This window comes from Shinella yambaruensis, assembly GCF_022899355.1.
Lineage (GTDB): Bacteria > Pseudomonadota > Alphaproteobacteria > Rhizobiales > Rhizobiaceae > Shinella > Shinella yambaruensis.
Genome location: NZ_JALJCK010000012.1, coordinates 173597 through 187111 on the forward strand (window position 1 = coordinate 173597; position 13515 = coordinate 187111).

13 protein-coding genes are annotated in these 13515 nt (G+C 62.3%); 4 read left to right on the forward strand and 9 right to left on the reverse strand.

Translation table 11 applies throughout. The features are described 5' to 3' along the window. Position 1: 1 nt before the first annotated feature. From MUU56_RS25385 to MUU56_RS25405, 5 genes are all read right to left on the reverse strand, one after another. Positions 2–178, reverse strand: a complete 177-nt coding sequence (locus MUU56_RS25385; protein ID WP_244770055.1) for a helix-turn-helix transcriptional regulator — start codon at positions 176–178, stop codon at positions 2–4. A gap of 137 nt (positions 179–315) precedes the next feature. Further along, the gene (locus MUU56_RS25390; protein WP_244770056.1) at positions 316–1083 is read right to left on the reverse strand and encodes a hypothetical protein; all 768 of its coding nucleotides are present in this window, start codon (positions 1081–1083) and stop codon (positions 316–318) included. Further along, positions 1076–2284 (reverse strand): tyrosine-type recombinase/integrase, encoded by a 1209-nt coding sequence (locus tag MUU56_RS25395; protein ID WP_244770057.1) that lies wholly within the window; start codon positions 2282–2284, stop codon positions 1076–1078. Before MUU56_RS25395 ends, MUU56_RS25390 begins: the two co-directional genes overlap by 8 nt. Positions 2285–2486: 202 nt before the next feature. Continuing rightward, positions 2487–3425, reverse strand: a complete 939-nt coding sequence (locus MUU56_RS25400; protein ID WP_398433089.1) for a tyrosine-type recombinase/integrase — start codon at positions 3423–3425, stop codon at positions 2487–2489. A gap of 113 nt (positions 3426–3538) precedes the next feature. Continuing rightward, positions 3539–4606, reverse strand: coding sequence for a porin (locus tag MUU56_RS25405; RefSeq protein ID WP_244770059.1), 1068 nt, complete (start codon positions 4604–4606; stop codon positions 3539–3541). A gap of 659 nt (positions 4607–5265) precedes the next feature. Here MUU56_RS25405 and MUU56_RS25410 point away from each other — a divergent pair. After that, the gene (locus tag MUU56_RS25410; protein ID WP_244770060.1) at positions 5266–6306 is read left to right on the forward strand and encodes a porin; all 1041 of its coding nucleotides are present in this window, start codon (positions 5266–5268) and stop codon (positions 6304–6306) included. 124 nt (positions 6307–6430) lie between these two features. Here the strand turns inward: MUU56_RS25410 and MUU56_RS25415 are convergent, their stop codons facing one another. Together MUU56_RS25415 and MUU56_RS25420 are read right to left on the reverse strand one after the other, a co-directional pair. After that, a complete protein-coding gene (locus tag MUU56_RS25415; protein WP_244770061.1) occupies positions 6431–7309 on the reverse strand; it encodes an alpha/beta fold hydrolase in 879 nt (292 codons plus the stop codon). A 197-nt stretch (positions 7310–7506) separates the two neighbouring features. Next, positions 7507–9573 (reverse strand): transglycosylase SLT domain-containing protein, encoded by a 2067-nt coding sequence (locus MUU56_RS25420; RefSeq protein ID WP_398433226.1) that lies wholly within the window; start codon positions 9571–9573, stop codon positions 7507–7509. Positions 9574–9899: 326 nt separating this feature from the next. Here MUU56_RS25420 and dapA point away from each other — a divergent pair, with 326 nt between their 5' ends. Further along, positions 9900–10784 (forward strand): 4-hydroxy-tetrahydrodipicolinate synthase, encoded by an 885-nt coding sequence (gene dapA / locus MUU56_RS25425; RefSeq protein ID WP_244770063.1) that lies wholly within the window; start codon positions 9900–9902, stop codon positions 10782–10784. 1 nt (position 10785) lies between these two features. Then, entirely contained in the window at positions 10786–11265 is a 480-nt protein-coding gene (gene smpB / locus MUU56_RS25430) for an SsrA-binding protein SmpB (RefSeq protein WP_244770064.1), read from the forward strand. Positions 11266–11289: 24 nt separating this feature from the next. Here the strand turns inward: smpB and MUU56_RS25435 are convergent, their stop codons facing one another. Further along, complete coding sequence (locus MUU56_RS25435) at positions 11290–11760, reverse strand: hypothetical protein (protein WP_244770065.1); 471 nt, start codon at positions 11758–11760, stop codon at positions 11290–11292. Positions 11761–11981: 221 nt separating this feature from the next. Next, positions 11982–12557, reverse strand: coding sequence for a LabA-like NYN domain-containing protein (locus MUU56_RS25440; protein WP_244770066.1), 576 nt, complete (start codon positions 12555–12557; stop codon positions 11982–11984). Between the two features lie 411 nt (positions 12558–12968). On the opposite strand from MUU56_RS25440, the gene rpoZ reads away from it, so the two are divergent. Next, on the forward strand, positions 12969–13373 hold the full coding sequence (rpoZ, locus tag MUU56_RS25445) for a DNA-directed RNA polymerase subunit omega (protein ID WP_244770067.1): 405 nt from the start codon (positions 12969–12971) through the stop codon (positions 13371–13373). The last annotated feature ends 142 nt before the right edge of the window (positions 13374–13515 follow it).

Consider the following 13515-nt stretch of genomic DNA (forward strand, 5'->3'; position numbering starts at 1 on the left):
GTTAAGCGGCAACCGGAAGATTCTTGAGGTAAGCCTCAAGCTCTTCAACGATGATGAGGGTGCGCGTCCCAACCTTGCGCGGCTTCAGCGCACCATCCTTGAACAGCTCGTAGAGCTTGGTGCGACCAATCCCACTCAATGCGACTGCTTCGGGGAGAGTTACTGCGATTTTTGTCATGTGTCTTCGTCCTTGTTCGCTACAAAGCGTAAGGATGGTCACACGGTTGCTTAGGTTTGAGACGCTCCAAAATGCGAAATTAGTTCAACCATCTATTATGGATAGTACCATCCAGAATAGAGCCGGAAACATGCGGGCTAATCTGAAGGGGCGGCCTTCTGTTCATCGCGCCTGTCGTCATCCAGCTTTCGCCCAAGAGCGTCCGCACTGGCGAAGCCGGCGGCGAATTCCTCGGGGAAGCGGCGAGAGAGTTGAAACAGAAAACAAGCCAGGGGTGTTCCATTTGGTCTATTCGTTTGATCCCGCAAAGCCTTCGGGAAGTCGTTTTCATCCGCCCATTTTCTGACGGCGAGCCCGAAACGACTGAAAGCTGAACCCGGCACAAAATTCTTGGCTTTCGCGGCAATTTCCTCTTCGTAGCGCTTTCGAACGCGGTTCAGTGCGACTTTGATTTCAATTGCGACGTTACTCGCGTCATCCAGGGTTAGTGTGTAGGTGGAGGGAAACATCGGCGCATGCTCCTCCCTGGTGTTGGAGTCGCGTATCGAAAGCCGCGCCGAGGAAAGAGGAATGTCGCCCGAACTCAAGGCGTGTTCGAGATCTGACATTGCCTTATGATCTGCGTCCGATTGGCCGGGCTCGTGGATAAGTGTCAAGAAGCCGGCCAACTGTTTTTCCATACGCTCTATTGCCCGTAAGGCTTCCGTATAGGTCTCCGCATTGTCCTCTGCTCGTTTGCGGCGAAAGAAAACATCGACAAGTTGGAGAAGCGTGGACCTTGCGGTGTCCGGGATTTCTACCTCTAGCAGCGTCTCAAGCTCTTTCCATTCCGCCTCCGAGAGATTCAGTTCGGGCATCGGGCCGGCGAATGAAGAGAGTGGGAGTCGCGGTGCAAACCTAGCCATTTGCTTTCCTCGTCAACGTTATGACGTTGCCGGAAGCTTTCGATTCCAGAAACTTCGACCAAGCGACAAGCAGCCTCCGGCGTTTTTCAAGCGCATCAGCTCGACGATAGGCCTGCTCGGTGGCATTCCCGACCCGATGAGCCAGCGCCATCTCCGCAACATCTCGCGGGAACGTCGTCTTGTCACCGCACCAATCACGAAAGGTGCTGCGGAAACCATGGACCGTCAGATGCCCTAATTTCAACCTTCTCATGACCGCGGTCATGGCCATATTGGAGAGTGGGCGCTTCGGCTTTGCTCCGGGAAAGACGTAATCGCCTACCGCTACCTCCTTCATGCATGTCAAAATGGAAAGGGCCGCGTCCGAGAGGGGCACGACGTGGGCGCGGCCAGCCTTCATTCGCTCCTTGGGAATCGTCCATGTCTTCGCATGGTCGTCAATTTCATCCCATCGCGCCCCAAGCACCTCGCCTGACCGGGATGCATTCAGTATAGCGAACTCCAACGCCCGGGCCGCTGTGCCATCTGCTTCGCGTAGACACGCCATGAAAGCAGGCATTCCGCCATAGTCCATAGCCGCGTGATGTCCACGCTGAAGCTTCTGCCGGGCCGGGAGAAGGGATTTCAGATGCCCGCGCCAAAGGGCAGGGTTTTCGCCCTCCCTCCATCCTTTCGCCTTCGCGAAATCCAGCACGCGTTCGATCCGTCCCCGGATTCGCGAAGCTGTCTCGTTCTTCTCGTTCCATATCGGGGAAAGGACGCGCAACAGCTCATCGGTGCCGATCTGCGATACCCGCTTCGAGGAAATCGGCTTGCAATAGGCGTCCCCGAGCGTCATGCGCCATTGAGCCCGGTGCTTATCGTTCCGCCACTGGCCTTCCATGCTGCCGAGGAATTTCTCGACGCATTCGGCGAAGGTAGGTTCGTCTTCCTTGGCCTTCTCTGCAATCGGGTCTCGTCCCTCGGCAACCGCCTCCCGCGCCTCTCCGGCCTTCACTCTCGCCTTGGCAAGTGAAAGGGCCGGATAAGGGCCAAGACCCATTTCGCGCCGTTTTCTTCCGACCGTCCACATGAACAGCCAAGATTTGGAGCCTGTCGGGGTGACATTCAGATAGAGGCCACCGCCGTCACTATGTCGACCAGGCTTGAGTTTTGCGGACTTAACCAGAACATCCGACAGCTTCTGAAGGGCGCGCGCCATGCCTTCCCCACTTTCTTCCCCACTTTGAAATTTTGATGGCGGAGAACATTTGCGAACGACTGTGAGCGACGGAAGCAAAGAATGCAAGAAAAACAAACGGGTCGCGGACAGGGGCGAATGAGAGCGACTGTTTATTAGGCGGACTTCTTCTCCGCCAGTTCCTTGTGCTTCGGCAAGGCTCCCAGACACGTCCGGAAAATCGTCAGCCTGCCTTGCGGCGGGCCGCGCGTTCCAGAATGGGCACGCAGATGTCCAGGTCGCTGGAGGCGAGATGCGCGTAGCGCATGGTCATCTGCAGGGTCTGGTGGCCCAGCCAGGTCTGGACGCGCCTGATATCGATGCCGCCCTGGACAAGCCGTGAAGCGCAGGTGTGGCGCAGGATATGCGGCACGACGTCGGGATCCGTGCCCAGTCCCACCGTCTGCTTCGCCTCGTTCCAGGCCGCGCGGAATTTTGGCTGGGCGATGCCCGCGAAGGGGCCGCGTTTTCGCCTGTCCGACGCGTGGATGGCGGCGGCCGCGCGTTCGGTAAGCGGCACGGAACGGCTTTTGCCGCTCTTGGTCAGCCAGAAGGTGACGCGCTCGCCCTGGATGTCCTGCCATCGAAGGCCGATGCCTTCGCCGAGCCGCGCGCCGGTATCGACGAGGAAGATGCAGAGGCGACCGTAAAGATCGGATATTTCAAGGATCCTTGCAAAAAGCCGCGCCTCCTCGTCGGGATCGAGAAAGCGGATACGGCCAGCCTTTTCCCGCTGGCGCTTGAATTCCGGGAGGCTCTCGATGTCGCCCATCCGGTATGCCTTGCGCAGCAGCTTGCTGAGCGCAGCCATCTTCCGGTTGATCGTGGCATTGCTGTTGCCGCGCTTGCGCAACGCCGCGATCAGGCTGTCCACCATCGCGTCGGTGAAATCCGTAAAGGTTGTGCCGAGAAGGATTTCGTCGAGCTCCCCGACGAAGGACAGGACATTATATTTGTGAGATCCCGGCTCCCAAAGCACGTCGCTATAGCGATCAAGCAGCCAGCGCAATGTAACACGCTTTGATATTTTTGGCTGAATTAATGAAGAAAAATTATAGTTCAGGTTGTAGTTGCCAAAATTTGGGGCAACTTTTTGCATTTGGGGACCCCGCGGCGCATGCATCGCGCAGTGGTTGCACAAAATGATTGCTGGATTCCTGCTAAAACATCCCCTAAATTAGCAGAAAACAAAAACCCGGCTTACAGCCGGGTTTTCTATTTTCGGTCGCTATTCTATCAGAACGAGCGCTGCAGGCGGACGAAACCGGACCAGTCGTCCATGCCGCTCTTCTTGCCATCGAAGCGCGGGCCGTCGACGTCGGTGTACTGCAGGCTGACCTTGGCGGTCAGGTCGGTCACGATCGTGTAGTCGAGCGTGACGCCGGCGCGCCATGCGTCGCGGTCGCCGACATAGTCGCCGCTCAGATCGTAGTCGATCGTGCCCCAGTACTGGAAGCCGGGGGTGATGGCCAGCTTGTCGGTCAGGTTAGCCTTGTACGAGGCAGCGACCGACCATTCGGAAGCGTCCCAGTAACGGTTTGCGCCCGACGACCAGACGGCTGCGCCCTGCAGGGTGCCCGGGCCGACGTCAGCGGAGATGAGGCCGCGGATGTTGCCGTTTTCGGCGTCGAAGTCGTAGGAGCCGAGCAGGTCAGCGCTGACAGCGCCGAACGAGCCGGTGACAACGCCCGAGATGCCGAGGTTGTCGGAGAACTCCGACCAGGTGTTGGTTGCGAAGGTCTCGAGCGAAGCCGTGGCGGAGAAGGCGCCGCCTTCGTACTTGTACGAGATGGCGTTCAGCAGCGTGTTGCCGCCGATGACGTTCAGGAAGCCGCCGTCGAGAGCGTCGGTTTCGCCGTTGATGCCCTTATCCCACTCCGTGTAGAAGTAGCCGGCCTTGAAGCCGCCGAGCTGGATCCATGCGCCGTCCAGGAAAGTGTCGGCACCAGAGTCGCTCTGGAGGTCGATGTGGCCGGTCAGCGTGCCGAGCTCGGTGTCGCTCTTGGCGTCGATGGAGAGATAACCACGGGTATTGGTCTTGTAGGCAGCGTCATTCGTCAGCCAGGCGCCGGTGGAGCCGCTGCGGCCATGCTCAGCGAAGTCAACCTGGAAACGGACATAGCCGCTGATCCGCAGGCAGGTTTCGGTGCCCGGAATGTAGAAGTAACCCGTGCCGAATGCGTCGCAAACGCGAACGTATTCCATCGGCTCCGGCTCGGCGGCAACGATAGCGTCGGCGGCCTGAGCGCCGGAGACTGCTGCGAGAGCAGCAGCGGAGCCGATGAGAAGGCTCTTGATGTTCATTTTCTGACCTCCAGTCAGAAAAAGCAGCATCGCGCGCCGCCGGCCCCTGGCGTGCCGGGGGCAGGCCTCTTTTCTGCGTGCTGAAATGCGTCCTGTTCGACATTATATATATGACGGGCGGGCGGCATCCCGTCGCCGGCGTGAACGAAGGCCGTTTCGTTCGCTGCGCGCGCCCTGTCCATATCCTCGTAAAGTCCGCCGCCTGATTCTCCCGAACCACTCCCGAAACGGGCCGTGCCGATTCCCGTTTCCGGTCCTGCCGGGGCGTTGACGATGGGGAGCGGCGGCGGGAAAAATGCCCGTCTGCCACGTTAAAGCGCAGGCTTCGCCCTCTTTTTGCCCGGTCTATGGCGGGAGGATTCGGAAAAACCGCCCGGCTAAGTGCCCGCTTCATAAGGCCTTTTGTTAAGGATCCATAAACTTTTAGCGATCTGCCCCGCCATTTTGTGTCCTTTCCGCAACAGCGCGGGGCGAAGGCTGACACAAACCCTGCCTCCTTTCAGTTTGGAGATTGCTTACGGAGGCGCGTCTTGTATTTTCACCTTCGGAAGCAGGGGCGGTTGATCGTCCGCTTCCTGAACTTGGGGATGGGGCAGGGAACGCTGTCCTTCAGCAAAAAACCCAGACCCGTTTGAAACTTTTTGACTGGAGGTCAGAAAATGAACATCAAGAGCCTTCTCATCGGCTCCGCTGCTGCTCTCGCAGCAGTCTCCGGCGCTCAGGCCGCCGACGCTATCGTTGCCGCCGAGCCGGAGCCGATGGAATACGTTCGCGTTTGCGACGCATTCGGCACGGGTTACTTCTACATTCCGGGCACCGAAACCTGCCTGCAGATCAGCGGTTACGTCCGTTTCCAGGTTGACTTCGCTGAAAACGCTGTCGGCAACGACGCTGGCTACCGCGTTGGTACGCGTGGTTACATCTCGCTCGACGCCAAGAGCGACACCGAGCTCGGCACGCTGACCGGCCACATCGACCTTCAGGCTGACTCCCACCAGGACACCTTCCTGGACGGCGCATGGATCCAGCTCGGCGGCTTCAAGGCCGGCTACTTCTACACGGAGTGGGATAAGGGCATCAACGGCGAAACCGACGCTCTCGATGGCGGCTTCCTGAACGTCATCGGCGGCAACACGCTGCTGAACGCCATCTCGTACAAGTACGAAGGCGGCGCCTTCTCCGCTACGGTCGCTCTCGAATCGTTCGCCAACAAGGCTTGGTCGCGCTTCGAAGACAACCTCGGCATCTCGGGCGTTGTAACCGGCTCGTTCGGCGCTGTCAGCGCTGACCTGCTCGGCTCCTACGACTTCGACGCCGAAAACGGCAACATCCGCGGCCTCATCTCCGCTGACGTCGGCCCGGGCACCCTGCAGGGCGCAGCCGTCTGGTCGTCGGGCGCAAACCGTTACTGGGACGCCTCCGAATGGTCGGTCGCTGCCTCGTACAAGGCTAACCTGACCGACAAGCTGGCCATCACCCCCGGCTTCCAGTACTGGGGCACGATCGACTACGATCTGAGCGGCGACTATGTCGGCGACCGCGATGCATGGCGCGCTGGCGTCACGCTCGACTACACGATCGTGACCGACCTGACCGCCAAGGTCAGCCTGCAGTACACCGACGTCGACGGCCCGCGCGGCGGTGCCAAGGGCGGCCAGGACGACTGGTCCGGCTTCGTCCGCCTGCAGCGTTCGTTCTAAACTGATCTGACCTCTGTCAGTGATGGGAGACCCGGCTTTCGAGCCGGGTCTTTTCGTTTTGGAGCGCCCCTCGGGCCGCGCCTTGCGGGAGGCGCGGGCGGAACACGGGGGTATGGCGCGGGGTTCAGCCGTCCAGGCCGGCGAGGAACGCCTCGACCGACGGGAAGACGTCGACATGGTGCAGGAGCGGGGCATGGCCCTGTCCCGGCGCGGTCACCGTGCGGACGGTGGCGGCATGGGCCGCCATGCGGGCAAGCGTCTGCCGGGAAAACAGCCCGGACTGTTCGCCGCGCACCACGAGCAGCGGCTTTTGCGCCAGCAGCTCGAATTGCGGCCAGAGCGTCGGAAGCGGCTTTGAAAAGTCGATGGCCTGCAGCTGGTCCGTCAGCCCGGGATCGAAGTCGGCGACGATCCGGCCGTCCCGCTCGGCATAGATCGCTTCGGCCATGTCGTGCCAGTCGGCGTCCGAAAGGGCAGGGAAGGTGGCGCCGTGCAGCGCCCTCAGCCCCTCGGCCGCCGCCGCGAAACTGGCGGGAAAGGTCGCGCGGGAAAGATAGTCGCGAATCTCCTTGAGGCCGTCCGCTTCGATTTCCGGTCCGATATCGTTGAGGATCGCGCCCGCAATGCAGTCGGGCCGCACGGCCGCCATGACATGCAGGATCAGCCCGCCGCGCGAGGTCCCCGCAAAAAGCGCGCGGGAGAGGCCGAAGGCGGACAGGGCGGTGAGGACGTCCCGGCATTCCACCGCGACAGTGTAGTTGGCCGCATTGCCGTCATGGGCCGAAAGCCCGCGCCCGCGGTAATCGAGCGCGATGACGCGGCGTGGCGCGGCGGGATCCTGCGCGAGGCGCAGGGCAAGCGGGTGGAAGTCGCGCCCGTTGCGGCTGAGGCCGGGCAGGCAGACGAGCGGCAGCCGGCCGTCGGCCGCGGCTGGTGCATAATCGCGGGCATGCAGCATCAGTCCGTCTTCGGCTGGGAAGAAGCGGCTTTCGAATCCGTCCATGTCTGTGCATCCGCCTGACTGTTGGGGAGGGACGTTCGGCCGGGACACACCGAACGCGTGGGGACGGCCAGCCTAGAGCAATTCCGGCAAAAGTGCGAAGCGGTTTTGCGTCCGCACATAGTGTGAAAGGCCGGGCGCGCGATCCGGGGGAAAGCGGAAACGCTCCGGCCGGCCTGCGCACCGGGAGCAGGGCCGCCTTAGCGGCCGACGCTGAGATCGTGCACGATATCGGCCTTCTGGCCAAGACGGGTCTTGTAGACCTGGTAGTTCTCCATCACGCGCTGCACGTAGCTGCGGGTTTCGGAGAAGGGGATGCGCTCGATCCAGTCGACGACCTCGTCGATCGGCTTGCCGCGCGGGTCGCCATAGCGCGCGATCCACTGCGGCACGCGGCGAGGACCCGCATTGTAGGCGATGAAGGTCAGCACATAGGAGCCGCCGAAATCGCTGATCTGCTCGCCGAGATAGTGGGCGCCGAGCGTGGCGTTGTAGGCGGCGTCCGTCGTCAGCCGCTCCTTGGAATAGGCAAGGCCATAGCGTTTCGCCACGCCCTGCGCCGTGCCGGGCATGAGCTGCAGCAGGCCCTGCGCATTGGCGGGAGAGACGGCAGCCGGGTTGAAGGCGCTTTCCTGCCGGGCGATGGCATAGGCGAGCGCCTTGCCGGAACCGGCAATGTCGGCATCGTCGGGAATGACGCCGATCGGGAAGGCCAGCGCCACCACATCGATGCCGCGCCCGAAGGCGATCTTGCCGATCTGCAGCGAGAGCTGGTGGTTGCCACCCTTCTCGGCCTGCGCGGCGAGAAGCGCGAGCTCGCCGGGGCTCATCAGCTCGCCGGCGAGCGCCCGGTAGAGGCTGTCGCCGCGCCAGCCGTGCCCGGCCGCCTGCAGGCGGGCGATCGCCTGCACGGCCTCGCGCTGGTTGAAGCGGGCGCGTTCCTCCTCGGTCGGCTTCGGATAGGCGACGTTCAGCGCCGTGCGGCCGAGCCGCGCGGCGGCGAGCTGGCCGTAGAAGGTGCCGGGGAAGTTCGCCGCCTTGGCGAAATAGTCCTTTGCCTCCTTCGGATTGCCCTTTTCCGCCGTCCGTCCCAGCCAGTACCAGGCGCGGGAGACGGAGAGCGGCCGGTCGGAGGCCTGCAGGATGCGCCGGAAATGGCCGGCCGCGGTCTTCGGGTCGTCGAGATCGCGCAGCGCATACCAGCCGGCATGGAACTCCGCCTCGACGATATCCGTCGGGTCGTCCGCGCCGTGGCGGGCCGCGACGCGATAGGCATCGCGAAAGTCGCCGAGATCGGCAAGGCCGCGGCTGACGATGCGCTGCTCGTTCCACCAGGCGCCGGGATTGACCAGCCGCGCCGGATCCTCCGGCATGGCGGAGAAGAGCTTTCCGGCTGCGCGGTATTCCTCGTTGTTGCGCAGATGGCGGATGCGCAGGAACGTATAGGCGGGGTCCTTCTGCCAGCTCGCATCGACGGCCTTGATCAGGGTGCCGGCCGTCTTGTTCTTGCGAATGACCGCCGCCCAGGCGCGATAGAGCGACTGCGCCTTGCCGAGATCGCCGAACCGCTGCGCCTGGTCGACGCGGTCGCGATAAAGCAGCATCTCCATGCGCATCTTGTGGTCGGCGACGGTCAGGAGCGCGCCGAATTCGCCGAGGATCCTGCTTTCGAGTTCCTTGGAAAGCGTTTCCTTCTGCCAGAAGGACCGCAGGACCTCGCCGGCGCGCGCCGCATTGCCGGTCGCGACGAGCGCGCGGCAGAGCGCGACCGCGCCTTCCGCCGTTTCCGGGCGGGTCGTGCCGAAGGCGGCGAGCACATCGGCCGCCGGCGGATTCTCACGGGAAAGCGCCCGCTCGGAATTGGCACGCAGCGCCTTCAGGCCCGGCCAGCCCTTCAGCTCCTTCTGGGCGGCGGCGATCTCCCAGGACGGAACGCCGCGCTGGCCGGAGACGGCGATCGCCCAGGTCAGGATATGCCGGTCGAGGCTGTCGGGCGGCAGGCGGTTGCGCGCCGCGATGGCAAGGGCCGCATCGCGATTGGAAAGCGCGTCGAGCCCATCGCGCAGCTCCGCGCTCGCCGGCTGCAGGCTGTCCGTGCGCGGAATGGCACTGGTGATGATGTCCTTCGACGGCATGTCCGCGGCAAAGCCGAGCGGCTTTATCACCGGCACCGTGGTGTTTTCCGCCTCGACCGGCGAAGAACGCAGCGCAAGGCCGGCCGCACCGGCAAGCAGCAAGGCACAAAGGATGAAACTGTTTCTCGAGATCATGCTACATCCCGGATGCCTGACCGGCGCGCGTCCAGAACGTCATTTTCCGCCGGAACCTTGACAATCAATTAACCCTTTGTTGCCTTAACGAAGCCTTAACCGCAGCCCTCACTAAGCCGTGAACGGGCCCGCTTTCCAAGCGACGGATCAGGGGAAGCGAATATTCGCGCATCCGCCGCCCTTCCGCCTTGATCATGCATGAAAAACGCCCGTCGCGCCGCTTGCCGCAGGACTGTCACATGATTATTGTGCGGGCGTTTTTAACCACGGAATACGGCCAAAGCATGTAAGCCCAAGGGCGGCTCTGGCCTCAGGAGTTCTCGATGTTCAAGGGATCCATTCCCGCTCTCGTCACCCCGTTCACCGATGCCGGCGCCGTCGATGAAGACGCCTTCGCCGCGCATGTCGAATGGCAGATCGGCGAAGGCAGCCACGGCCTCGTCCCGGTCGGCACCACCGGCGAATCGCCGACGCTGTCGCATGACGAGCACAAACGGGTGGTGGAACTCTGCATCAAGGTCTCGGCCGGCCGCGTGCCGGTGATCGCCGGTGCGGGCTCGAACAACACGAAGGAAGCGATCGACCTCGCCCAGCACGCCGAAAAGGCGGGCGCGGACGCCATCCTCGTCGTCACGCCCTATTACAACAAGCCGACGCAGAAGGGGCTCTTCACGCATTTCGCGGCGATCGCCGAAAGCGTGAAGCTGCCGATCGTCATCTATAACATTCCCGGCCGCTCGGTGGTCGACATGTTGCCCGAGACGATGGGCGCCCTTGCCAAGGCATATGCCTCGATCGTCGGCGTCAAGGACGCGACCGGCAAGATCGAGCGCGTTTCCGAACAGCGCATCGCCTGCGGCAAGGATTTCGTCCAGCTTTCCGGCGAGGATGCCACCGCGCTCGGCTTCAACGCCCATGGCGGCGTGGGCTGCATTTCGGTGACGGCGAATGTCGCGCCGCGGCTCTGTGCGGAATTCCAGGTGGCGACGCTCGCCGGCGACTACGCCAGCGCGCTGGAATACCAGGACAAACTGATGCCGCTGCACAAGGCGATCTTCCTCGAGCCGGGCCTGTGTGGCGCGAAATACGCGCTGAATCGCACGCGCGGCATGAACCGCACCGTCCGCTCGCCGCTGCTCTCCACGCTGGAGCCGGCCACGGAGGCAGCCATCGACGCGGCGCTGCGCCACGCCGGCCTGCTGAACTGACATGGCGACGAAAGCGCGTCCGACGACGGTCAAGAAGATTGTGGCGGAGAACCGCAAGGCCCGCTTCAACTACGAGATCATCGACACCTACGAGGCCGGTCTCGTCCTGACCGGCACGGAGGTCAAGTCGCTGCGCGAAGGCAAGGCGAACATTGCGGAATCCTATGCTTCGGACGAGGGCGGCGAGATCTGGCTGATCAATTCCTACCTGCCGGAATATCTCCAGGCCAACCGCTTCAACCACGAGACCCGCCGGCGGCGCAAGCTTCTGCTGTCCCGGCGGGAAATCCATCGCCTGCGCAACGCGATCAATCGCGAGGGCATGACGCTGGTGCCGCTCAAGATCTACTTCAACGATGTCGGCCGGGCAAAGCTCGAACTCGCGCTCGCCAAGGGCAAGAAGCTGCACGACAAGCGCGAGACCGAGAAGGAGCGCGACTGGAATCGCCAGAAGGGCCGCCTGCTGCGCGAGCGCGGCTGAGGCGCCCTTCCTCGCTTCTCTTCCTTAGAACTGGCTGTAAAGCTGCGCGATGACCGACTGGCGCGCAAGCTGCTCGCTGCCGGCATCCGCCGGCACGTCCGGCGAGGCGGCCGGGTTGGCGCTCGGGGTGCGGGCCGTCAGGAAGCTCGACATCAGGCTGTTGAGGTCGTTGCTCTCGATGGCGAGGCGCGCGGTCGGATTGCGGCTGTTGTTGGCGACCTGCTCGTCCGCTGCCGCCTGGGAGGGCGGCACGGCGTAGGCGGGCAGGGCGGAGATGCCCGGCAGCCCGTTCGGCGCATAGAGGAAGCTGAGGTCGCCGATCTCCCCGGCGATGTCGGACGGGGTCGAAACCTGGGTGACCGGCTGCGGCGCGGCAAGCGCGGCGAGGGCGGAGACCGCGGGGCGGGTTTCCGCCGCCATGGCCGGCGCGCGCATGTCGAGCGCGCTCGATGCTCCCCGGTAGCTGTTTGCCGAAAGCGATACTGCGTCCACCATCGTCCCGATGTCCCAATGCGAAATGGCTGTCCGACATCGGGAATAGCAGGGGAGTCTTGAAGAAGCTTGAGACCCCGCAAGGGAATTTGATTCAATGTTTAAGGAAAGCTTGAAAAGGCCGTTTTCCGGCGCTTTTCCCGCATCGGAGCATGCACGAAGTTGGGGAGGGGAGCCTCGCCCCGCCCACTGCCGTCAGTCATCCTCGGTCCGATCCGCTTGCCTCAGTCGCTGACGGTCTCCACCGGTTCGGTGGCGCGCTGCGGGCGTTCGGAAGGGTCGCGGCCGATCTCGGCCTTCAGCGAGCCGAGATCGATGAAGTAGTCGGCCTGGCGGCGCAGGTCGTCGGCGATCATCGGCGGCTGCGTCTGCATGGTCGAGACGACGGACACCTTGCGGCCCCGGCGCTGCAGCGCCTCGACGAGCGTGGTGAAATCGCCGTCGCCGGAGAAGATGACGAGGTGGTCGACGGTCTCGGACTGCTCCATCGCGTCGATGGCCAGCTCGATGTCCATGTTGCCCTTGATCTTGCGGCGGCCGAGCGAGTCGGTGAATTCCTTGGCCGGCTTGGTGACGACCTTGTAGCCGTTATAGTCGAGCCAGTCGATCAGCGGGCGGATCGAAGAATATTCCTGGTCCTCGATGAGGGCGGTATAGTAATAGGCGCGCAGAAGATAGCCGCGCTTCTGGAAGGCCTTCAGGAGCTTTCTGTAATCGATGTCGAACCCGAGTGTCCTGGAAGCCGCATAGAGATTTGCACCGTCGATGAAGAGGGCGATTTTCTCGCGGGGGTCGAACATACTGCGAAATCCTTTTAAATAGAAGTTGATGTAAACGGTCGCGTTTTGGCCAAGTGCCGAGGTGGCCGGATGCACTATCCGGTTGAATTAACTGTTTTTCATATAATCTTCATTTAGGGCAGAGGGCCCGGCTTTCCAAGCAAATCTAGGTTGCGAAGGCGATTTTTCCGGCCGGTATCGTTTCAGCAAATTCAAGGACTTCGGAATTGGGGAATAGTTCCCGCACTTTACCTCATTTGTCCGATCTTTCAGCTTTTTACTTCCCGTAACGTGAGGCACCAATCAGAAGTTATATGGGCTGCCTTACGACACGCGCGCCAGCGGTAAGGGGAAGGAAAAACTTGAATTTGCCTTCCATTGCCTGTATCGGGCATGCAAACTCCTGAAATTCATGACCGCAAAGGACAGGCAATGGCCCGTGTCACCGTTGAAGATTGCATTGACAAGGTAGACAACCGCTTCGAGCTGGTTCTTCTTGCAAGCCATCGCGCCCGCCTCATCTCGCAGGGCGCCGCCATCACCATCGACCGCGACAACGACAAGAACCCCGTCGTCGCGCTGCGCGAGATCGCCGACGAGACGCTTTCGCCCGACGACCTCAAGGAAGACCTGATCCACTCGCTGCAGAAGCATGTGGAAGTGGACGAGCCCGAGCCCGATCCGGCAAGCCTGGTCGCCGATGCCGCATCCGGCGTCGTCGCGATCGAAGAGGACGAGGACCAGCCGGAGACCATCGCCTTCGACCGCATGTCGGAAGAAGAGCTGCTGGCCGGCATCGAAGGCCTCGTGCCGCCGGAAAAGAGCGACGATTACTGATGCCGGGGCAGGCAGTAGGCAGTAGGCAGTAGGCATTTCGGCCCACAAGACGGCCGACATGCCAATCCCTATTGGCTATTGCCTAATTCCTATTGCCTATTTTTATATTGCGGATGCCGGTGCGCCCCTCTTAAGGTCGGGG

Excerpts from the sequence above, each read along its gene's own strand:
- MUU56_RS25385 (WP_244770055.1), bottom strand. The coding sequence starts at position 178 with ATGACAAAAATCGCAGTAACTCTCCCCGAAGCAGTCGCATTGAGTGGG.
- MUU56_RS25390 (WP_244770056.1), bottom strand. The coding sequence starts at position 1,083 with ATGGCTAGGTTTGCACCGCGACTCCCACTCTCTTCATTCGCCGGCCCG.
- MUU56_RS25395 (WP_244770057.1), bottom strand. The coding sequence starts at position 2,284 with ATGGCGCGCGCCCTTCAGAAGCTGTCGGATGTTCTGGTTAAGTCCGCA.
- MUU56_RS25400 (WP_398433089.1), bottom strand. The coding sequence starts at position 3,425 with ATGCATGCGCCGCGGGGTCCCCAAATGCAAAAAGTTGCCCCAAATTTT.
- MUU56_RS25405 (WP_244770059.1), bottom strand. The coding sequence starts at position 4,606 with ATGAACATCAAGAGCCTTCTCATCGGCTCCGCTGCTGCTCTCGCAGCA.
- MUU56_RS25410 (WP_244770060.1), top strand. The coding sequence starts at position 5,266 with ATGAACATCAAGAGCCTTCTCATCGGCTCCGCTGCTGCTCTCGCAGCA.
- MUU56_RS25415 (WP_244770061.1), bottom strand. The coding sequence starts at position 7,309 with ATGGACGGATTCGAAAGCCGCTTCTTCCCAGCCGAAGACGGACTGATG.
- dapA (WP_244770063.1), top strand. The coding sequence starts at position 9,900 with ATGTTCAAGGGATCCATTCCCGCTCTCGTCACCCCGTTCACCGATGCC.
- smpB (WP_244770064.1), top strand. The coding sequence starts at position 10,786 with ATGGCGACGAAAGCGCGTCCGACGACGGTCAAGAAGATTGTGGCGGAG.
- MUU56_RS25435 (WP_244770065.1), bottom strand. The coding sequence starts at position 11,760 with ATGGTGGACGCAGTATCGCTTTCGGCAAACAGCTACCGGGGAGCATCG.
- MUU56_RS25440 (WP_244770066.1), bottom strand. The coding sequence starts at position 12,557 with ATGTTCGACCCCCGCGAGAAAATCGCCCTCTTCATCGACGGTGCAAAT.
- rpoZ (WP_244770067.1), top strand. The coding sequence starts at position 12,969 with ATGGCCCGTGTCACCGTTGAAGATTGCATTGACAAGGTAGACAACCGC.